Here is an 18,596-nt window from a genome sequence, read left to right on the forward strand (position 1 = left end):
CTGTCGACTGACTGCGCGCTCGAATCGGGCCTCGGCAAGACTGCCGTGCGGGCGGGTTCCTGCCCGGCCGAACGGGCTGAATTCACCCCCTGTTTTCACCCCTTGAGCTCGGCGGCGAGACCGACGCGGCGTGGAAAGGGGGAACGGGCCTCAGACGGCCGGAGAACGTGCGGAGCTCGCCGCTCTCAGCGGCTGTCGGCCTCGTCTGCGTCCCACATCGTGTAGAGGATGACACCCGTCGGCAGACCGTCGAGAGACTTCACGAGTTCGCTCTCGACCCCCACGATGCGCCCTGTCTCCACACTGACGAACAGGGTCTCGACGCGTTCGGGGATGACAGACGACATCTGCAGGCCGATGACATCTCGTCCCAGCCGGTCGTTCGTCTCGCCCCGCACCGAGATGCCGTCCGCATCGGCGAGGATCTCCAGCAGCGTCGCGTGCTGCTCGTCGTTGAGGGTCCAGTACCCGAACAGGCCCATGATCGCGGCGGCGAGCTCGCCCGACGACGACTCGGGCGTCGCGCCGAACACGGCGAGGGCGCTCTCCAGATCCTCCCGGGAACTGCCACGGAGCTCCTGCGCCGCAGGCGGGAGGGTGAACTCCTCAGGCGGGGTGACGACGGTGTCGATGACCTCACCGGGCTCGTACGGACTCGGCTCGACCCCCTCAGGGCGGTTGCCGTCGGGCCACAGCGAGTCGCCCGCGATGATGGTCGACGTCGCCGTCTCTCCGGGGGCCCACGTGAAGGTGATCTCCTGCGGGACGATCTCGACCCGCTTGTCCCCCATGTCGACGTTCCATCCCCATGCGACCGAGCGCACGCGGGATTCCTGCTCGACGTCAGGCGGCGCCTGCAGTGCGTCTTGTGCGTCGGCGAACACCTCGGCCAGCGCAGGCGCGGCCGTGTAAGAGAGAGGCGGCGGGGTGAGCGCCATCGCCGGCTGAGAGGGAGTGAGCACGGTGACCGCCACCAGCACGGCGACCGCCATCGCGGCCGTCGCCGTCGTCACGCCGGCCCACACGATCCCCCGTCGTGAGCGGCGCGGAGCGCGGCGGAAGGTGCCGCGGATGATGCCCTCCCGTATCGCGATCTCCGCGGCAGAGAGCGACGGGCGGTCGGCGAGATCCGACGCAGGGCTCATCGCACGGAACAGGCGGTCGATCTCGACGTCTGAGACGCTCATGACTCACCGCCCTCGAGAAGGACGCGCAGCTTGTGTCGGGCACGCGTCAGCGTCGTCCACACCGCGGCTTGACTCGTGCGGAGCACATCCGCGACCTCTCCCGCGTTCAGCTCATCCCAGTACGTCAAGACCACCACCTGGCGCTCGCGAGCGCTGAGCGACGCGACCGCCTGCCGCAATGCGAGCGCCTCCAGGGGGTCCAGCGGCGTGGCAGGGTCGGCGAGTCCTCGTGTCAGTGCCTCGAGCGCGCGGTCGTGCGAACGAGTTCGGCGGGTGCGGTCGCGGAGCTTGTTGTTCGCGGTGCGCAACAGCCACGTCAGAGGCATCGGCCGAGCCGGGTCGAGCTTGCGCCACGCGACGACGAACACCTCAGCGGTCAGCTCATCCACTTCGTCGTGGTTGTCGACGTAGCATTCGATGTGCCGACGCACTCTGGGCCAATGGTCGTTGAAGACCTTGCGGTAGACGACCTCCTTGGATTCCGGTCCGTGGCCGGTCGCGGACGTCGCGGAACTCTCCCGGGGTCGGCCGAACATTCCGGCGGTTCGCAGGACGTCGACCGGTCCGGTCGCGCTGCCTGCGAACACCACAGCGCCGAATGCGTGTCGGAGCATCGGCGACCCTTTCCTTCGTCGGCGTGGATGGGCGGGTGGTCTTCGCAGGCTACCCGGCCGTCACAGGTTGCAGCGCAGGGTGCTGGTGCCGGCGCCGACATCGACACCCGTTCCCGCGGCCGCTGTGCCGAGAATGGTGCCCGCAGCGCTGCGCGCCTGCACCGAACCCGACGAGCGGGCGTTCGCGATGGAGCCGACGCTCGCGAGAGCGGAGGTGCTGACGACGGTGCAGATCCCGAAGCTGATCTTCGTGCCCGTGCGCCCCGGTCCGGCGTAGGCGCAGTAGTTTCCTGTGGCACAGGTGCCCACCGAGCGGCTCATGTCGGACGCGGCCGTGAGCACCATGCCCAGCGCCGGCCATACCACCGTCGTCTCGTCGACGACGATGCCGCCGGGGACTGCGTCGATGGCGTACTCGACATCGGGATGGAGTTCAGGCTCGGCTGCCTGCGCGGGTGAGGCCACCCCAGCCATGAGGATCACCGCGGCGGCGATGGCGAGGAGCTTGTTCTTCATTCTGATCCGATCCGGGCAACAGTCATTGCACGTATCCAATGTCTCTCTGCCAGCGACGCACGACCAACGCCCGCGCCCGCGCCTCTTTGCAGCTGACGCGACTTCCTTACAGAATTTCCGAGATCCGCTCACCCAGACGAGCACGAGGGCGTCGACAGGGTGCGCAGGCCTCTGGGGACTGACCTCCGCCGGCGACTGAAAAGCTCCGCACATCGCGGATGCCGATGCGGCGCACGAGAGGCGGGTGTAGGTTGCGGAGATGGAGCCGATCCGAGTGGGCCTCGTGGCAGATCCTGCTTCACCCACGACGGTCGCGCGTCGGATGACCGACCTCACGCCGCCGCTCGCCGCCGCGGCCGACGATTGGATCGTCGAACTCGTGAGCGAGCCGTTCACCCTCGGGTCTGAGGACGTCGATGTCGCCCTGGAGCGCCTTCGTGCACACGCCGACCAGAACCGCTGGGATCTCGTCATCGGCGTCACCGAGCTTCCGCTCCGGGATGATGACGGCCGCTATCTGCTGGCGGCGATCGATCCTCGACGCCACTCCGCAGTGTTGTCGCTGCCCGCTCTGGGCGGGTTTCGGGTGCAGAGCCGCGCCCGCCACGCGGTGCGGGGGCTCGTCGACGGGATGGCTGAGCCCGCCTCGCCTGAGGAGCAGCGCCTGCTGCTCCCCGGACTCAGTGCCCGTGGGCGCGTGCTTCTGGGCATGGTGCTCGCCAATCGTCCATGGCTGCTCGCCGCCGGGCTCAAGTCCGCGCTGGTCGCGGCCCTCGCGACCGGCGCGGTGGCGACGATCGAGCCGACGGTGTGGTCGCTCGCCAGCTCGCTGTCCGGCTGGCGTCTGGTCGCGGCGACGGTGGCCTCCATCGCGATCATCATCGCCTGGATCGTGATCGACGGCAGGCTCTGGGACCGTCCAGACGACGACTCGCCTCAGGCCCGTGAGAGATCCCGTCTCTACAACACCTCGACGCTGCTGACTCTGACCATCGGCATCGTCATCTGCTATCTGGCGCTGTACGTCGTGAACCTGGCCTGGGCACTCTTCGTGCTCGACACGGCGGTGATGAGTGCATCTCTCGGCCGAACCGTCGAAGTCGGCGACCTGTTCGTACTCACCTGGTTCGTCGCGTCGGCGGCGACCCTCGGCGGGGCGTTGGGCACGGGCTTGGAGTCCGACGATGCGATCCGCGCCGCCACCTACTCGAAGCGCGAGGAGGAGCGACGAGCCCGCCTGGCCGACGAGCGCGACTGAGGCGGCGCTGCGCCGTGACTGCCATCGTGCACTGCCCGCTCACCGAAATCGCGGCGAGCGCCCGGGGACGACGAAGGGGCGGATGCCGCAGCATCCGCCCCCTCATCATGTTCAGCGCGGGACTCAGAAGTCCCAGTCGTCGTCTTCCGTGGCCTCGGCCTTGCCGATGACGTAGGAGGAACCGGAACCCGAGAAGAAGTCGTGGTTCTCGTCGGCGTTCGGCGAGAGCGCCGACAGGATCGCCGGGTTCACGTTCGTGACCGTCGAGGGGAACATCGCTTCGTAGCCGAGGTTCATCAGCGCCTTGTTGGCGTTGTAGTGCAGGAACTTCTTGACGTCTTCGGTCAGGCCGACGCCGTCGTAGAGGTCCTGCGTGTACTGCACCTCGTTGTCGTAGAGCTCGAACAGCAGGTTGAAGGTGTAGTCCTTCAGCTCCTGGCGGCGCTCTTCGGTCTCCTTCTCGAGACCCTTCTGGAACTTGTAGCCGATGTAGTACCCGTGCACGGCCTCGTCGCGGATGATGAGGCGGATGAGGTCGGCCGTGTTCGTCAGCTTCGCCTTGGACGACCAGTAGATCGGCAGGTAGAAGCCCGAGTAGAACAGGAACGACTCGAGCAGGGTCGAGGCGACCTTGCGCTTGAGCGGGTCGTCGCCCTGGTAGTAGTCCATGATGATCTGAGCCTTCTTCTGAAGGTTCGGGTTCTCAGTGGACCAGCGGAACGCCTCGTCGATCTCCTTCGTCGACGCGAGCGTCGAGAAGATCGAGGAGTAACTCTTCGCGTGCACCGACTCCATGAACGCGATGTTCGTGTACACGGCCTCTTCGTGAGGGGTGATCGCGTCGGGGATCAGCGACACGGCGCCGACGGTGCCCTGGATCGTGTCGAGCAGCGTCAGACCGGTGAAGACGCGCATGGTCAACAGCTGCTCTTCGGGCGTCAGCGTGTTCCACGACTGGACGTCGTTCGACAGCGGCACCTTCTCGGGCAGCCAGAAGTTGTTCACCAGACGGTTCCAGACCTCGAGGTCCTTGTCGTCCTGGATGCGGTTCCAGTTGATCGCCTGAACGCTGTCGACCAGCTTGATCGGGGGGTGAGGAGTCATGTTCTTCGTCGTTTCTTGTGGTCAGGGCCGGATCAGAGCATGCACGAGACGCACTCGGTCATGTCGGTGCCCTCGAGCGCCATCTGACGCAGACGGATGTAGTAGATCGTCTTGATGCCCTTGCGCCATGCGTAGATCTGAGCCTTGTTGATGTCACGCGTCGTGGCGGTGTCCTTGAAGAACAGCGTCAGCGACAGGCCCTGGTCGACGTGCTGGGTGGCGGCGGCGTACGTGTCGATGACCTTCTCGTAGCCGATCTCGTATGCGTCCTGGTAGTACTCCAGGTTGTCGTTCGTCATGAACGGCGCCGGGTAGTAGACGCGGCCGAGCTTGCCTTCCTTGCGGATCTCGATCTTCGACGCGATCGGGTGGATCGACGACGTGGAGTTGTTGATGTACGAGATCGAGCCGGTCGGCGGCACCGCCTGCAGGTTCTGGTTGTAGATGCCGTGCTCCTGGATCGACGACTTCAGCGCCACCCAGTCGGCCTGCGTCGGGATGTGCTTGCCCGCGAAGAGCTCCTTGACCTTCTCGGTCTCGGGCACCCAGGCGCGCTCGATGTACTTGTCGAAGAACTCACCCGACGCGTACGTCGAGTCCTCGAAGCCGTCGAACGCCTGCTTGCGCTCGATCGCGATGTTGTTCGAGGCGCGCAGCGCGTGGAACAGCACCGTGTAGAAGTAGATGTTCGTGAAGTCGATGCCCTCTTCGGACCCGTAGTGGACGTGCTCGCGGGCGAGGAAGCCGTGCAGGTTCATCTGTCCCAGGCCGATCGCGTGCGAACGATCGTTGCCGTCCTCGATCGAGCGGACCGAGCGGATGTGGCTCTGGTCGCTGACCGCGCTCAGCGCGCGGATCGCCGTCTCGACCGTCTGGCCCAGGTCATCGGCATCCATCGACAGCGCGATGTTCATCGAGCCGAGGTTGCACGAGATGTCCTTGCCGATCTGGTCGTACGAGAGGTCGTCGTTGTACGTGGTCGGCGTGTTCACCTGCAGGATCTCGCTGCAGAGGTTGGACATGTTGATGCGGCCCTTGATCGGGTTGGCCTTGTTCACCGTGTCCTCGAACATGATGTACGGGTAGCCCGACTCGAACTGGATCTCGGCGATCGTCTGGAAGAACTCGCGCGCGTTGATCTTGGTCTTCTTGATGCGCGGGTTGTCGACCATCTCGCGGTACTTCTCGGTGACCGAGATGTCGCCGAAGGGAACGCCGTAGACCTTCTCGACGTCGTACGGCGAGAAGAGGTACATGTCCTCGCCGTTCTTCGCGAGCTCGAACGTGATGTCGGGAACCACGACGCCGAGCGACAGCGTCTTGATGCGGATCTTCTCGTCGGCGTTCTCGCGCTTGGTGTCGAGGAAGCGCATGATGTCGGGGTGGTGCGCGTTGAGGTACACCGCACCGGCACCCTGACGGGCGCCGAGCTGGTTGGCGTAGCTGAAGCTGTCTTCGAGGAGCTTCATCACGGGGATGATGCCGGACGACTGGTTCTCGATCTGCTTGATCGGTGCGCCGGCCTCGCGGATGTTCGAGAGCAGCAGCGCCACGCCGCCGCCGCGCTTGGAGAGCTGGAGAGCGGAGTTGATGCCGCGGGCGATCGACTCCATGTTGTCTTCGATGCGCAACAGGAAGCAGCTGACGAGCTCGCCGCGCTGTGCCTTGCCCGAGTTGAGGAAGGTCGGCGTCGCGGGCTGGAAACGGCCGGAGATGATCTCCTCGACCAGTGCGACTGCGAGGTTCTCGTCGCCGCCGGCGAGACCGAGGGCCGTCATCACGACGCGGTCTTCGAAACGCTCGAGGTAGCGCTTGCCGTCGAACGTCTTGAGCGTGTAGCTCGTGTAGTACTTGAACGCGCCGAGGAACGTCTCGAAGCGGAACTTCTTGCCGTAGGCGAGGTCGTTGAGCTTCTGGATGAACTCGAGCGAGTACTGCTCGATCACGGCCGGCTCGTAGTACTCCTTCTCGACGAGGTAGTCGAGACGCTCCTTGAGCGAGTGGAAGAACACCGTGTTCTGGTTGACGTGCTGCAGGAAGTACTCGCGCGCCGCCCGCTTGTCGGCGTCGAACTGGATCTTCCCGTTCGCGTCGTACAGGTTCAGCATCGCGTTGAGAGCGTGATAGTCCAGGCCCTCGTAGGTCGGGTTCATCTTGAACGCCACCGTGTCTGTCACTGAGTCGGTTCCTGCCTGCTCGTCAACTGCGGTACCCACCGTCGCTCCAATCCGTCGCTCACGCGATCTACATCGTCTTGTGTGCCGAAGATCTCGAGCCGATACAAGTGAGGCACGTTGCACTTGCGGCTGATGATGTCACCGGCGAGACAGAACGAGTCGCCGAAGTTGGTGTTCCCCGCGGAGATGACTCCGCGGATGTGTTTCCGGTTGCGCTCGTCGTTGAGGAACCGGATGACCTGCTTGGGCACCGCGCCTCGTTCGACGCCGCGCCCCTCGCCCCCGCCGTAGGTGGGGGTGACCAGCACGAAGGGCTCGTCGACGACGAGATCTTCCTGCTGTCGGAGAAGGGGAATGCGTCGGGCCGGGAGCCCGAGCTTCTCGACGAAGCGCGCGGTGTTACCCGAGGCGCTCGAGAAGTAGACCAGGAGCGGCGCGGCGGTCGCGACGGCGCTCATGGCGGATCACGCCAGACGCGAGGCGAGCTCGTCGATCTTGTCGGGACGGAAGCCCGACCAGTGACCCTCGTCGGTGACGACGACGGGCGCCTGCATGTAGCCGAGCGCCTTGACCTGCTCGAGCGCAGTGGCGTCTTCCGACAGGTCGAGGATTTCGTACTCGATGCCCTTGGCGTCGAGCGCGCGGTAGGTGGCGTTGCACTGAACGCAGGACGGCTTCGTGTAGACCGTGATCGACATCTTTTCGCTTCCCCTCACATCTCTGGCCTGCATCTGAATCAGGCTGTTTTCCGGTAGACCCTCACCGGGATCTCAATACTACATATAGGTACGGACATTCAGGGTGACCACTAGGGGTAGTAGTTACATACGTGTAGTTTTCCACCGCTCTCCACTGGTACAACACAGGTTCTCCACCGTTTCTTCCACAGGCTCAGGGCCCTCGAGAGCACCCCCGAACCGCGAGAAATCGCGGCTGGGAACGACCTGTGAGAGATCCATCCACAGGTCGGACCATACGACCCGCCTCCGACATCGGATTTTCTGTGGAAACTCGGTTTGGGCGTGTCGCGGCGTGTCGGGGAGGAGCGGCTTAGACGGGCGTCCGCGGCTCCCGGTAGCGTTGACCCGTGGCGGGATATCGGGACCTTCTTCGCACGCCCGGAGTGGCGCGCATGATCGCTGCACAGTTGACCGCTCGCTTCCCCAACGGGATGACCTCGCTCGCGATCCTGCTGCACGTCGAACAGCAGACCGGCTCATACGGCTCGGCGGGCCTCGTGCTCGCTGCGACCAGCGTCGGGCAGGCCGTCGCCGGCCCGATCACGAGCCGGTGGATGGGCGCCTGGGGAATGCGCCGCGTGCTCACCCTCACACTCAGCGTGTGCGTGGTCGCGGTGCTGGGCCTCGCACTGCTCCCCCTCAACGTCCCCGGGTACATGGTCCTCGGCATGATCGCCGGCCTCTCGACGCCGCCGGTGCAGGCCGCGGTGCGCACCATCTATCCGAAGCTCGTGAACTCGACACAGCTCACACCCCTCTTCTCTCTCGATGCCTCGCTGCAGGAGATCATCTGGGTGCTGGCCCCCGTCGTGATCACGCTCGTGTCGACGCAGATCGGCACCGCCGTGGGTCTGCTGCTCGTGGCGGTCGTGTTGGTGGGCGGCGGAGCGTGGTTCATCCTCTCCCCCGAGGTCGGCCGCGTGCGCATCCCGCGCAGTCGCAGCGCCCTCGGCAAGGTCGTCCTCAAGCCGCCGGTGCTGCTCGCCACCGTCATCGGCTTCCTGCTCATCGGCGCGTGCTCGGCCGTCGAGGTCGGTGTCGTCGCGACCTTCGAGCACGGCAGCCTGGCTGCCGGCCTCGTGCTCGCGGTGTTCGCCGTCGGCAGCCTCGCCGGCGGACTCTCGTTCGGACACATCCCGATCGGGCCCTGGGCGATGGCCCGCCGCCTCACCATCGTCACGGTCGGTCTCGCACTCACCATGTTCTCCCTGAACGAGTTCTGGCTCGGCGGCACCCTGATCGTCGCAGGCATCGGAGTCGCTCCGGCTCTCGCCGTGCTGTTCGCCATCACGACCGCGAGCGTGAAGTTCAGCGAGACCGCCGAGGCCTTCGGATGGGCCGGCACCGGTCAGCTGATCGGCGCCGCCGCCGGCTCTGCAGTCGCGGGCTTCCTCGTCGATGCGACGGATCCTCGCGGCGCCTACCTCGCCGCGACGCTCTTCGCCGCCGCCGGCCTCGTCGTCTCGATCGTCTTCGTGCGCTCCTTCCCCGATCTGCGTCATCGCGATGCGAGTCCTCACCCCGATACCGAACCCCTGGCGGTCACCCCTTCATGAGCTCAGCGTCCTCCCCCGCATCCACCGCCCCCGAGGTCGTCTGCGTCGGCGAGTCCATGGGACTCGTCACCGCCCTGGGCGCACCTCTCGCCGAGACCGAGACGGCAGCACTGGGGCTCGCCGGCGCAGAGGGCAACGTCGCCGTCGGACTCGTCGCGGCGGGGCACCGGGCCGCCTGGGCGTCGCGCCTGGGCGACGACCCGATCGGGGTGCGCATCTCGACCGAGCTCGAACGTCGAGGCGTCGACCTCTGGGTGACGACGGATGCGGGTGCGCCGACCGGCGTCATGTTCAAGGATCCGGGCACCGAGTCATCGTCGGTCTACTACTACCGGCGCGGGTCGGCCGCGTCGCTGATGGAGCCCGGCTTCCTCGACGCCGCACAGCTCGCCGGCGTCCGGATCGTGCACACGACCGGCATCACCCCGGCGCTCTCGCCCACCTGCCGCGCGATGGTCGATCAGCTGTTCGTCGACGCTCGCGCAGCCGGCACCCTCGTCTCGTTCGACGTGAACGACCGCCGCGCGCTGTGGACGATGCAGGATGCGGCCGCGACGCTGACCCGCCTCGCGGATGCCGCGGACATCGCCTTCGTCGGCCGCGATGAGGCTGAGCGCATCTGGGGCACCGCGACTCCCGCCGAGATCCGCGCCCACCTTCCGCACTGCGGGCTGCTCATCGTCAAGGACGGCGACATCGGCGCGACGGCGTTCCACGGCGACGACGAGCCGGTGTTCGTGCCAGCCCCTCGGGTCGAGGTCGTCGAGCCGGTCGGCGCCGGCGACGCCTTCGCAGCCGGGTTCCTCGCCGCGACTCTCGAGGGCGCAGAGCTCGCCGAGCGCCTCTCGGCCGGGCATACCGCCGCTGCGCGCGTGCTGACGACGCACGGCGACCTGCCTCCTCTCGGCTGACCCGCGCACACAGGGCCGGTCAGCCGACGCCGGTCGTAGGCTTGCTGCATGCCTGCACCGCTCACGCTGCCCCGCATCTCCTGGGGTGATCCGGCCTCCGATCGCCGCGTCCTCCTCGTGCACGGCCTCGGCTCGTCCGCGGCTCTCATGTGGCGGGTCGGCACGTCCCTCGCCGACGAGGGATGGCACGCGACCGCGGTCGATCTGCGCGGCCACGGCGATGCGCCTCGCGTCCTCGACTACTCGGTCGCCGCCTACGCGGCAGACCTCATCGCGACCGTGCCCGAGGGAGTCGGCTCGTGGGACGCGGTCGTCGGCCACTCGCTCGGCGGCGCGGCGAGCACGGCAGCCGCCGCATCCGCTCCCGAGTGGACCCGCCGTCTCGTGCTGCTCGACCCGGCGATCCTCGTCGGCGGTCGGGACGCAGCGATCGTGCGCCGGAGCCAGGAGCGCGCCTTCGCCGACAACAGGGTCGAGCTGGTCCGGCAGGAGCACCCGCACTGGCACCCGCAGGACTGGGAGCTCAAGGTCGACGCCGTGCACAGAGCGAGTGCGTGGGCAGTCGAGCAGACGAGTGCGCAGAACACCCCGTGGGATGTCACCGCGGATGCCGCACGGCTGGCCGTTCCCACCCATGTGATCGCCTCCGATCCCGCGGTCTACAGCATCTTCACCGGCCAGGTCGCAGCCGCGGTGCTCGCCTCCAACTCTCGCGTCACCATGTCGGTCGTCGAGGGAGCCGGTCATTCGCTGCACCGCGACAAGCCTGAAGAGACCGTCCGACAGCTGAGAGAGGCGCTCGCGTGAGCACGTTCGACCCGACCACGTATCTTCCTGACGACCTGCTCGAGCGCATCCGCGAGCGGGCTCCGATCCACGACCGCGAGAACACTTTCCCCGAGCAGGATCTCGACGAGCTGCGCGATGCCGGCTATCTGTCGATCCTCGTTCCTGCCGACCGCGGGGGCGCGGGGCTCGGACTCGCCGAGGCGGCGATCCTCCAGCAGCGCCTGGCGACCGCCGCCCCGGCCACCGCGCTCGCGATCAACATGCACCTCGTCTGGACCGGTGTCGCCAAGGTCTTCTCCGACCGCGGCGTCCCCGGCCTCGAGTTCGTGCAGGACGGAGCGGTCGCCGGAGAGGTCTTCGCCTTCGGCATCAGCGAGGGCGGCAACGACCTCGTCCTGTTCGGCAGCGACACGGATGCCGTTCCCACCGCCGACGGCGGCTACTCCTTCACCGGCACCAAGATCTTCACCTCGCTCGCCCCCGTGTGGACGAAGCTCGGGCTGCACGGACTCGACACGACGAGCGCCGACGCCCCGAAGCTCGTGTTCGCCTTCGTCGACCGCACCGATGCGGTGGTCACGGGCGACGACTGGGACACTCTCGGCATGCGGGGCACCCAGAGTCGCACGACCCGACTCGATGGGGCCGTTGCGGATGCCGCGCACGTGGTGCGCCGCATCGATCCGGGCCCGAACCCCGACCCGATCGTGTTCGGGATCTTCTCGGTCTTCGAGATCCTGCTCGCCTCGGTCTACACGGGCGTCGCACGCCGCGCCCTGGATCTCGCCGTGCTGACCGCGCAGAAGCGCCGCTCGAAGAAGACGGGCGCCGCATACAGCCAGGATCCCGACATCCGCTGGCGCATCGCAGACATGGGGCTGGCGTACGACGCCCTGCCTCCGCAGATCGCCGCGCTCGCCCGAGACGTCGACGAGCGGGTCGACAACGGCGCCCGGTGGTTCACACTGCTGTCGGGTGTCAAGCACCGAGCCGTCACGATGTCGAAGCACGTCGTCGACCAGGCGATGCTGGTGGCCGGCGGCGGCTCGTACTTCTCCTCGAACGAGCTGTCGCGGCTCTACCGCGACGTCCTGGCGGGGGCCTTCCACCCCTCCGATCCCGAATCGGCGCACTCCACCGCGGCGAGCGCCTGGCTGGGTCCACTCGACTCCTGACCGCGATATTCTGCGGTTTGCCCGCTGCAGCTTCGGAAAATCTGCGGAATCGGTTGAAGGCAGCCCGCTCCGGTGCGAGGATCGCATCATGACGCCGTCGAAAAAGCACCCCCCTCTGGATGATGTCGCGAAGACGATCATCGAGCTGCTGCAGGAAGACGGGCGGCGCTCGTACTCCGACATAGGGCGCGAAGTCGGACTCAGCGAGGCCGCCGTGCGCCAGCGGGTGCAGCGACTCACCGAGTCAGGTGTGATGCAGATCGTCGCCGTGACCGATCCGATGCAGCTGGGCTTCCCGCGACAGGCCATGATCGGCATCCGCGTCTCGGGCGACACCCGTGTGGTCGCAGAGGCCATCGCCGAGATCGCCGCGATCGACTACGTGGTGATCACGGTCGGCTCCTTCGACATCCTCGCCGAGGTCGTCTGCGAGGACGACGAAGACCTCCTCGCGCTGATCAACGACAGCATCCGTCCGATCGACGGGGTGCTGTCGACCGAGACCTTCATCTACGCCAAGCTGCAGAAGCAGCTCTACAACTGGGGGACCCGATGAGCACGCAACGCACGACTCCGTCCGAGGCCGAGCTTCAGGCCATGGCCAAGGATCACCTGTGGATGCACTTCACCCGGCAGTCGACCATGGAGAAGAGCGGCGTGCCGATCATCGTCAAGGGCGAAGGCCACCGCATCTGGGACTCGAAGGGCAAGGAGTACTTCGACGGCCTCTCCGGACTCTTCGTCGTCAACGCCGGGCACGGACGCCGCCGCCTTGCCGAAGCCGCAGCGAAGCAGGCCTCCGAGCTCTCGTTCTTCCCGCTCTGGTCGTATGCGCACCCGGCGGCCATCGAGCTCGCCGACCGCCTGGCCGACGAGGCACCCGGCGACCTGAACCGCGTCTTCTTCTCGACCGGAGGCGGCGAAGCGGTCGAGACCGCGTTCAAACTCGCGAAGCACTACTGGAAGCTGATGGGCAAGCCCACCAAGCACAAGGTCATCTCGCGCTCGGTCGCCTATCACGGCACCCCGCAGGGCGCACTGGCGATCACCGGCATCCCGGCGATGAAGTCGATGTTCGAGCCGGTCACCCCCGGCGGGTTCCGGGTGCCGAACACCAACTTCTACCGCGCGGCCGAGATGGGCGGTCCGAGCGACGACCTCGAGGCCTTCGGGCGCTGGGCGGCAGACCGCATCGAGGAGATGATCCTGTTCGAGGGTGCAGACACGGTCGCCGCGGTGTTCCTCGAGCCGGTGCAGAACTCGGGCGGATGCTTCCCGCCCCCTCCCGGCTATTTCGCCAGGGTGCGCGAGATCTGCGACCGCCATGACGTGCTGCTCGTCTCGGACGAGGTCATCTGCGCGTTCGGCCGCCTCGGTCACACCTTCGCGTGCACCGGCCTCGGCTACGTGCCCGACATGATCACGTGCGCCAAGGGCATGACGAGCGGCTATTCGCCGATCGGCGCCACCGTCATCAGCGACCGGATCTACGAGCCGTTCTCGAAGGGCGACGTCTCGTTCCCGCACGGCTACACGTTCGGCGGGCACCCGGTCTCGGCTGCCGTCGCACTCGAGAACCTCGCCATCTTCGACGAGGAAGGACTCAACGAGCGCGTGCGCGAGAACTCGCCGCTGTTCCGAGCCGAGCTCGAGACGCTGCTCGACCTGCCCATCGTCGGCGACGTCCGCGGCGACGGGTACTTCTTCGGCATCGAGCTCGTGAAGGACAAGGCGACGCGCGAGACGTTCGACGACGACGAGTCCGAGCGGCTGCTGCGCGGCTTCCTCTCCCCCGCACTGTTCGAGGCCGGGCTCTACTGCCGAGCAGACGACCGCGGCGACCCCGTGATCCAGCTCGCTCCTCCGCTCACGGTCGGCCCCGCCGAGTTCCGCGAGATCGGACAGATCCTGCGGAGCGTCCTCACCGACGCGCAGTCGGTGCTCTGACCCCGCTGCTCCGACTCCGGTGCTCTGACCGGGGAGTTCTGACTCAGCCGGATGCCGCGGTGCGCCGCCTCGCGAGGAGTGCGAGGTGGAGTGCCGCGAGCGTCTCGCCGTCGTCGAGATCGGCACCGAGCAGGTCGCCGATCAGCGTGAGGCGCTGGTAGAAGACCGACCGCGACAGGTGGCTCGCCGTGGCCGCCGCCGAGCGGTTGCCCGGATGGGCGACGAGGGCGGCGAGCACATCGAGCAGGTCGCCGCGGCGCTCCCGATCGTGCCGGATGAGCGGCGCCAGCATCCGCTCGCTGTGCTCGTGCAGTCGGTGGTCGTCGCGCAGCGTGGCGACGAGCCGTTCGAGCGGGCGGTCGTCGACTCGGCGCACTCGGGCACCCGACTCGGCCCGATCGCTGTCGGCCAGGTCGCGCGCGGCACGCAGAGAGCCGAGAAGTCCGACGACGTCATCGGCGACCGGCCCCACGAAGACGGCCCGATCGGCGCCGGCGATGCGCAGCACCACCTCGTCGGAGAGGACAGCGGATGCCGGCAGTGACAGCAGTGCGACATCGTCGTCTGCCACTCGGGCGGCCGCGACCGCGAATCCGGCCTGCCGTGCACGATAGGCGAGCTCGCCGATCGATCGCGCACCCCGCGCCACGATGCCGTGGCACTGACGATCGGCGAGCGTGAAACCCCCTGCGCGCAGGCGTGCGTCGATGTCGTCCGCCCTCGCGAAACGCGCGCCGAGGAGGTCGTCGATGACGGCGCGCTGCGCGAGCAGCGACCATTCGGCGTCGCCGCCGTCGGCGATGCAGCCGAATGCGAGGGCTGTCGCGCCCTGCTCGAGCACCGTGTGTCGGCCCGCCGGGTGCGCCGGGCCGGGCAGAGCGAGCAGCGTTCCCCAGCGCACGCCTCGCGCCTGAACTGCCACCTGTTCGGCATCGATGCGGCCGTCGAGAACCTCAGCCACCGGCATCCCGAGGGCTTCGGTCGCGATCACCTCGCGCGCGAGATTCTCGAGGATCACCGGGGCGCCGAGCGCTCGAGCCGTCTCAGCCACCACGACATCGGCCGGAGCACCCTGCAGGCTCAGCGCGGTGAACAGCTCGTGCAGACGCTGTCGCTCGTGCAGCGCCTGCGTCTGGGCGGCGATCAGCGCGTGGTGCACCGACTCGGTCACGGCGACGAACTTCACCTCGCGGGTCAGAGCGACGAGGGCGAGTCCCACGGTCGCGCAGATGTCGACCACGGGCTGCGGCACGGTCTCGCGAGCTGTTCCGACCTCGAAGACGATCCCGGCGATGCCCGCCCGATGCAGGCTCGACGCGAAGTCGCGCAGCCCCGCATCGTCGGTGGGCCACCCGGCCCCGGTCGTCAGCAGCAGCTCGCCGCCGTCGAGCAGCCGCGCGACACCGACACTGTCGGAGACGTGCACCCAGCGCACCGCAGCATCGAGCGCTGCACCGCCGACGAGCACGTCGGGCTCTCCTGCCTGCACCGCGGCCTCGGCCAGCACGTCCGCGACGCTCACGAAGACGCCGCCGGTCGGACGCTCTGTCCGATTCCGCACGATCTCGCTACGGTCTGACACCGGATCAGCTCCCTGCGCTCTGTGATCATTGGAGAAAGCCAGCGTATCGAACCCCGGTCAGAGTGTTCGATACGGATCACCCACCGCGAGGGAGCCCCGTGGACATCGTCCGTCACATCATCAATGGAGCAGAGACCGCTGAGGCGGCACGCACGGGTCAGGTCTTCGACCCCGCCACCGGCGAGGTGACGAAGCAGGTCGCTTTCGCCTCGACGGCCGAGGTCGGCGAGGCGATCGCCGCCGCGGCATCCGCTCTGCCCGCCTGGCGCGAGACGAGCCTCATCAAGCGCGCCGACGTGTTCTTCCGCCTGCGTCAGCTGCTCAAGGAGCGCACTCCCGAGCTCGCCGCGATCGTCACCTCGGAGCACGGCAAGGTGCTCTCGGATGCCGCGGGCGAGGTGTCGCGCGGCATCGAGAACGTCGAGTTCGCCGCCGGTCTCGTGCACCTGCTCAAGGGCGAGCGCAGCGAGCAGGTCTCGCGAGGCGTCGACGTGCACTCGGTCAAGCAGCCGGTCGGCGTCGTCGCCGCGATCACCCCGTTCAACTTCCCCGTGATGGTGCCCCTGTGGATGGTCGCCTCCGCGATCGCCTGCGGCAACACGGTCGTGCTCAAGCCGAGTGAGAAAGACCCCTCGGCGGCCGTCTGGATCGCGAAGCTCTTCCAGGAGGCGGGTCTGCCCGATGGTGTGCTCAACGTCGTGCACGGCGACAAGGAGGCCGTCGACGCTCTGCTCGAGTCGCCGCGCGTGAACGCGATCAGCTTCGTCGGCTCGACCCCCATCGCCCGGTCGATCTATCAGCGCGCGGCGAACGCCGGCAAGCGCGTCCAGGCGCTCGGCGGCGCCAAGAACCACATGGTCGTCATGCCGGATGCCGACATCGACGCCGCAGCGGATGCCGCGATCTCGGCCGCCTACGGCTCGGCCGGTGAGCGCTGCATGGCGGTCTCGGTGCTCGTCGCAGTGGGTGACATCGCCGACGACCTGGTCGCCGCGATCGCCTCACGCATCGACGGACTCTCGATCGGCGCCGGCACGGATGCCGCGAGCGAGATGGGTCCGCTCATCACCCGCGAGCACCGCGACCGCGTCGCCTCGTACGTGACCGGAGCGGCCGCCGAGGGTGCCACCGTGGTCGTCGACGGCACGACGAAGCAGTTCGACTCGGAGGGCTTCTTCATCGGAGTCAGTCTCATCGACCAGGTCGCCCCCGGCATGAAGGTGTACGACGACGAGATCTTCGGACCGGTGCTCTCGGTCGTGCGCGTCGAGACCTACGCCGAGGCCGTCGAGCTGGTCAACGCGAATGCGTACGGCAACGGCACCGCGATCTTCACGCGCGACGGCGGCACCGCCCGCCAGTACGAGTTCGACATCGAGGTGGGAATGGTCGGCGTGAACGTGCCGATCCCCGTGCCGATCGGCGCCTACTCGTTCGGCGGCTGGAAGGACTCGCTGTTCGGCGACTCGCACATCTACGGCCCCGAGTCGGTGCACTTCTACACTCGGTCGAAGGTGGTCACCACGCGTTGGCCCGACCACACGCCCTCGCAGATCGACCTGGGCTTCCCGAGCAACCACTGAGCTCCCGAGCAGACACCGAGAACTGAGACACGAGACATGACGAACTTCATCGACCGGCACGGCGCATCGCATCCGCTCCCGGCCCCCGAGGCCGAGGCGCAGGTTCGAGCCGACGACCGCGGCCACGTCTTCCACTCCTGGAGCGCCCAGGGCCTGATCGACCCGCTTCCCGTCGCGGCGGGCGAGGGCTCGACGTTCTGGGATTACGCCGGCAACGCCTACCTCGACTTCTCGAGTCAGCTGGTCAACCTGAACCTCGGGCACCAGCATCCCGATCTGGTCGCAGCGATCCAGCAGCAGGCGGGGCGGCTCTCCACCATCCAGCCCGCGATGGCGAACGACGTGCGCGGTGAGCTCGCCCGACTGATCGTCGAGGTCGCACCCGAGGGGTTCGAGAAGGTCTTCTTCACGAACGGCGGCGCCGAGGCCAACGAGTACGCCGTGCGCATGGCCCGTCAGTCGACGGGGCGCCACAAGGTGCTGTCGATGTACCGCAGCTATCACGGGTCCACCTCGACCGCGATCTCTCTGACGGGTGATCCTCGGCGCTGGGCCAACGGCACTCCCGATTCGGGAGCCGTGCGCTTCTTCGGACCCTACCTCTATCGCTCGCCGTTCCACGCCGAGACCCCGGAGCAGGAGTCCGAGCGCGCACTCGCCCACCTCGAGCAGACGATCCAGCTCGAAGGCCCGCAGACCATCGCGGCGATCATCATCGAGACCGTGGTCGGCACCAACGGAGTGCTCGTGCCGCCGCCCGGCTACCTGCAGGGCGTGCGCGAGCTGTGCGACCGCTACGGCATCGTCTACATCGCGGATGAGGTCATGGTCGGCTTCGGTCGGCTCGGCGAGTGGTTCGGGATCGACGCGTACGATGGCCGGCCCGACCTGATCACCTTCGCCAAGGGGGTGAACTCGGGCTACGTGCCGCTGGGCGGCGTCGTCATCTCGGAGCGCATCGCGAAGGCGTTCGACACCACGCCCTTCGCCGGCGGACTGACCTACTCGGGCCACCCGCTCGCGTGCGCCGCCGGTGTCGCGACCTTCGAGGTGTTCCGTCGCGACGGCATCCTCGAGCGCGTGCGCGACCTCGGCGACCGCATCGTCGAGCCGACTCTGCGCTCATGGGTCGACACCCACCCGAGCGTCGGAGAGGTGCGCGGCCGCGGCCTCTTCTGGGCTGTCGAGCTCGTGCGCGACAAGCAGACGCGCGAGCCGCTCGTGCCGTTCAACGCGAGTGGAGCGGATGCTGCGCCCGTCGCCGCCTTCGCCGCCGCCGCGAAGAAGGCCGGCGTCTGGCCGTTCACGCACTTCAACCGCATGCACGTGGCGCCGCCACTCGTGATCAGCGAGGAGGAGCTCGTGCGCGGTCTCACCGTGCTCGATGAGGCCCTGTCGGTCGCCGACGAGGCCGCAGCGAGCTGAAAGTGCTGTGAGCTGACCGTGCCGTGAGGTGC

The 18,596-nt window shown here is 67.6% G+C and carries 17 protein-coding genes; 9 read left to right on the plus strand and 8 right to left on the minus strand.

From position 1 onward, the window contains the following. Nucleotides 1–185: 185 nt before the first annotated feature. Genes ACZ0AA_RS11060 through ACZ0AA_RS11070 form a run of 3 tightly spaced genes read right to left on the minus strand, consistent with a single transcriptional unit; the run spans nucleotide 186 to nucleotide 2,317 of the window. Complete coding sequence (locus ACZ0AA_RS11060; protein ID WP_400866897.1) at nucleotides 186–1,187, minus strand: hypothetical protein; 1,002 nt, start codon at nucleotides 1,185–1,187, stop codon at nucleotides 186–188. Continuing rightward, a complete protein-coding gene (locus tag ACZ0AA_RS11065; protein ID WP_400866900.1) occupies nucleotides 1,184–1,801 on the minus strand; it encodes an RNA polymerase sigma factor in 618 nt (205 codons plus the stop codon). The genes ACZ0AA_RS11060 and ACZ0AA_RS11065 overlap by 4 nt, the downstream gene beginning before the upstream one ends. Before the next feature lie 60 nt (nucleotides 1,802–1,861). Next, nucleotides 1,862–2,317, minus strand: a complete 456-nt coding sequence (locus tag ACZ0AA_RS11070; RefSeq protein WP_463512909.1) for a hypothetical protein — start codon at nucleotides 2,315–2,317, stop codon at nucleotides 1,862–1,864. Nucleotides 2,318–2,576: 259 nt separating this feature from the next. Between ACZ0AA_RS11070 and ACZ0AA_RS11075 the strand changes: the two genes are divergently transcribed. Beyond that, nucleotides 2,577–3,575 carry a hypothetical protein gene (locus tag ACZ0AA_RS11075; protein ID WP_463512910.1) on the plus strand — a complete coding sequence of 333 codons (999 nt, stop codon included), beginning with the start codon at nucleotides 2,577–2,579 and terminating at the stop codon, nucleotides 3,573–3,575. Between the two features lie 123 nt (nucleotides 3,576–3,698). On the opposite strand, the gene nrdF is transcribed toward ACZ0AA_RS11075, so the two are convergent. The 4 genes from nrdF to nrdH are packed head-to-tail and all read right to left on the minus strand — an operon-like array spanning nucleotide 3,699 to nucleotide 7,554. Beyond that, nucleotides 3,699–4,679 (minus strand): class 1b ribonucleoside-diphosphate reductase subunit beta, encoded by a 981-nt coding sequence (gene nrdF / locus ACZ0AA_RS11080; RefSeq protein ID WP_311258357.1) that lies wholly within the window; start codon nucleotides 4,677–4,679, stop codon nucleotides 3,699–3,701. Between the two features lie 32 nt (nucleotides 4,680–4,711). Further along, nucleotides 4,712–6,832: a class 1b ribonucleoside-diphosphate reductase subunit alpha gene (gene nrdE / locus ACZ0AA_RS11085; RefSeq protein ID WP_400867024.1), complete on the minus strand. Its 2,121-nt coding sequence runs from the start codon at nucleotides 6,830–6,832 to the stop codon at nucleotides 4,712–4,714. A gap of 20 nt (nucleotides 6,833–6,852) precedes the next feature. Then, the gene (gene nrdI, locus ACZ0AA_RS11090) at nucleotides 6,853–7,314 is read right to left on the minus strand and encodes a class Ib ribonucleoside-diphosphate reductase assembly flavoprotein NrdI (protein ID WP_400866907.1); all 462 of its coding nucleotides are present in this window, start codon (nucleotides 7,312–7,314) and stop codon (nucleotides 6,853–6,855) included. A 6-nt stretch (nucleotides 7,315–7,320) separates the two neighbouring features. Next, a complete protein-coding gene (nrdH, locus tag ACZ0AA_RS11095) occupies nucleotides 7,321–7,554 on the minus strand; it encodes a glutaredoxin-like protein NrdH (RefSeq protein ID WP_042537838.1) in 234 nt (77 codons plus the stop codon). A gap of 389 nt (nucleotides 7,555–7,943) precedes the next feature. Between nrdH and ACZ0AA_RS11100 the strand changes: the two genes are divergently transcribed. From ACZ0AA_RS11100 to ACZ0AA_RS11125, 6 genes are all read left to right on the plus strand, one after another. Then, nucleotides 7,944–9,152 (plus strand): MFS transporter, encoded by a 1,209-nt coding sequence (locus ACZ0AA_RS11100; protein ID WP_463512911.1) that lies wholly within the window; start codon nucleotides 7,944–7,946, stop codon nucleotides 9,150–9,152. Further along, on the plus strand, nucleotides 9,149–10,063 hold the full coding sequence (locus ACZ0AA_RS11105; protein ID WP_400866913.1) for a sugar kinase: 915 nt from the start codon (nucleotides 9,149–9,151) through the stop codon (nucleotides 10,061–10,063). Before ACZ0AA_RS11100 ends, ACZ0AA_RS11105 begins: the two co-directional genes overlap by 4 nt. 48 nt (nucleotides 10,064–10,111) lie before the next feature. Next, nucleotides 10,112–10,870 (plus strand): alpha/beta fold hydrolase, encoded by a 759-nt coding sequence (locus ACZ0AA_RS11110; protein ID WP_400866915.1) that lies wholly within the window; start codon nucleotides 10,112–10,114, stop codon nucleotides 10,868–10,870. Continuing rightward, complete coding sequence (locus tag ACZ0AA_RS11115; RefSeq protein WP_400866917.1) at nucleotides 10,867–12,027, plus strand: acyl-CoA dehydrogenase family protein; 1,161 nt, start codon at nucleotides 10,867–10,869, stop codon at nucleotides 12,025–12,027. Before ACZ0AA_RS11110 ends, ACZ0AA_RS11115 begins: the two co-directional genes overlap by 4 nt. Before the next feature lie 88 nt (nucleotides 12,028–12,115). Continuing rightward, nucleotides 12,116–12,583 carry an Lrp/AsnC family transcriptional regulator gene (locus ACZ0AA_RS11120; RefSeq protein WP_400866920.1) on the plus strand — a complete coding sequence of 156 codons (468 nt, stop codon included), beginning with the start codon at nucleotides 12,116–12,118 and terminating at the stop codon, nucleotides 12,581–12,583. Beyond that, nucleotides 12,580–13,974 (plus strand): aspartate aminotransferase family protein, encoded by a 1,395-nt coding sequence (locus tag ACZ0AA_RS11125; protein ID WP_463512912.1) that lies wholly within the window; start codon nucleotides 12,580–12,582, stop codon nucleotides 13,972–13,974. The genes ACZ0AA_RS11120 and ACZ0AA_RS11125 overlap by 4 nt, the downstream gene beginning before the upstream one ends. A 43-nt stretch (nucleotides 13,975–14,017) precedes the next feature. On the opposite strand, the gene ACZ0AA_RS11130 is transcribed toward ACZ0AA_RS11125, so the two are convergent. Next, a complete protein-coding gene (locus tag ACZ0AA_RS11130; protein ID WP_463512913.1) occupies nucleotides 14,018–15,556 on the minus strand; it encodes a PucR family transcriptional regulator in 1,539 nt (512 codons plus the stop codon). 98 nt (nucleotides 15,557–15,654) lie between these two features. Between ACZ0AA_RS11130 and ACZ0AA_RS11135 the strand changes: the two genes are divergently transcribed. Together ACZ0AA_RS11135 and ACZ0AA_RS11140 are read left to right on the plus strand one after the other, a co-directional pair. Further along, nucleotides 15,655–17,139: a CoA-acylating methylmalonate-semialdehyde dehydrogenase gene (locus tag ACZ0AA_RS11135; RefSeq protein WP_463512914.1), complete on the plus strand. Its 1,485-nt coding sequence runs from the start codon at nucleotides 15,655–15,657 to the stop codon at nucleotides 17,137–17,139. Nucleotides 17,140–17,175: 36 nt separating this feature from the next. Continuing rightward, nucleotides 17,176–18,564 carry an aminotransferase class III-fold pyridoxal phosphate-dependent enzyme gene (locus ACZ0AA_RS11140; protein WP_463512915.1) on the plus strand — a complete coding sequence of 463 codons (1,389 nt, stop codon included), beginning with the start codon at nucleotides 17,176–17,178 and terminating at the stop codon, nucleotides 18,562–18,564. Nucleotides 18,565–18,596 lie beyond the last annotated feature (32 nt).

The organism is Microbacterium sp. AC035, assembly GCF_979258485.1.

Excerpts from the sequence above, each read along its gene's own strand:
- nrdF (WP_311258357.1), bottom strand. The coding sequence starts at position 4,679 with ATGACTCCTCACCCCCCGATCAAGCTGGTCGACAGCGTTCAGGCGATC.
- ACZ0AA_RS11105 (WP_400866913.1), top strand. The coding sequence starts at position 9,149 with ATGAGCTCAGCGTCCTCCCCCGCATCCACCGCCCCCGAGGTCGTCTGC.
- nrdI (WP_400866907.1), bottom strand. The coding sequence starts at position 7,314 with ATGAGCGCCGTCGCGACCGCCGCGCCGCTCCTGGTCTACTTCTCGAGC.
- ACZ0AA_RS11075 (WP_463512910.1), top strand. The coding sequence starts at position 2,577 with ATGGAGCCGATCCGAGTGGGCCTCGTGGCAGATCCTGCTTCACCCACG.
- ACZ0AA_RS11110 (WP_400866915.1), top strand. The coding sequence starts at position 10,112 with ATGCCTGCACCGCTCACGCTGCCCCGCATCTCCTGGGGTGATCCGGCC.
- ACZ0AA_RS11060 (WP_400866897.1), bottom strand. The coding sequence starts at position 1,187 with ATGAGCGTCTCAGACGTCGAGATCGACCGCCTGTTCCGTGCGATGAGC.
- ACZ0AA_RS11065 (WP_400866900.1), bottom strand. The coding sequence starts at position 1,801 with ATGCTCCGACACGCATTCGGCGCTGTGGTGTTCGCAGGCAGCGCGACC.
- nrdH (WP_042537838.1), bottom strand. The coding sequence starts at position 7,554 with ATGTCGATCACGGTCTACACGAAGCCGTCCTGCGTTCAGTGCAACGCC.
- ACZ0AA_RS11125 (WP_463512912.1), top strand. The coding sequence starts at position 12,580 with ATGAGCACGCAACGCACGACTCCGTCCGAGGCCGAGCTTCAGGCCATG.
- ACZ0AA_RS11140 (WP_463512915.1), top strand. The coding sequence starts at position 17,176 with ATGACGAACTTCATCGACCGGCACGGCGCATCGCATCCGCTCCCGGCC.
- nrdE (WP_400867024.1), bottom strand. The coding sequence starts at position 6,832 with ATGAACCCGACCTACGAGGGCCTGGACTATCACGCTCTCAACGCGATG.
- ACZ0AA_RS11070 (WP_463512909.1), bottom strand. The coding sequence starts at position 2,317 with ATGAAGAACAAGCTCCTCGCCATCGCCGCCGCGGTGATCCTCATGGCT.
- ACZ0AA_RS11120 (WP_400866920.1), top strand. The coding sequence starts at position 12,116 with ATGACGCCGTCGAAAAAGCACCCCCCTCTGGATGATGTCGCGAAGACG.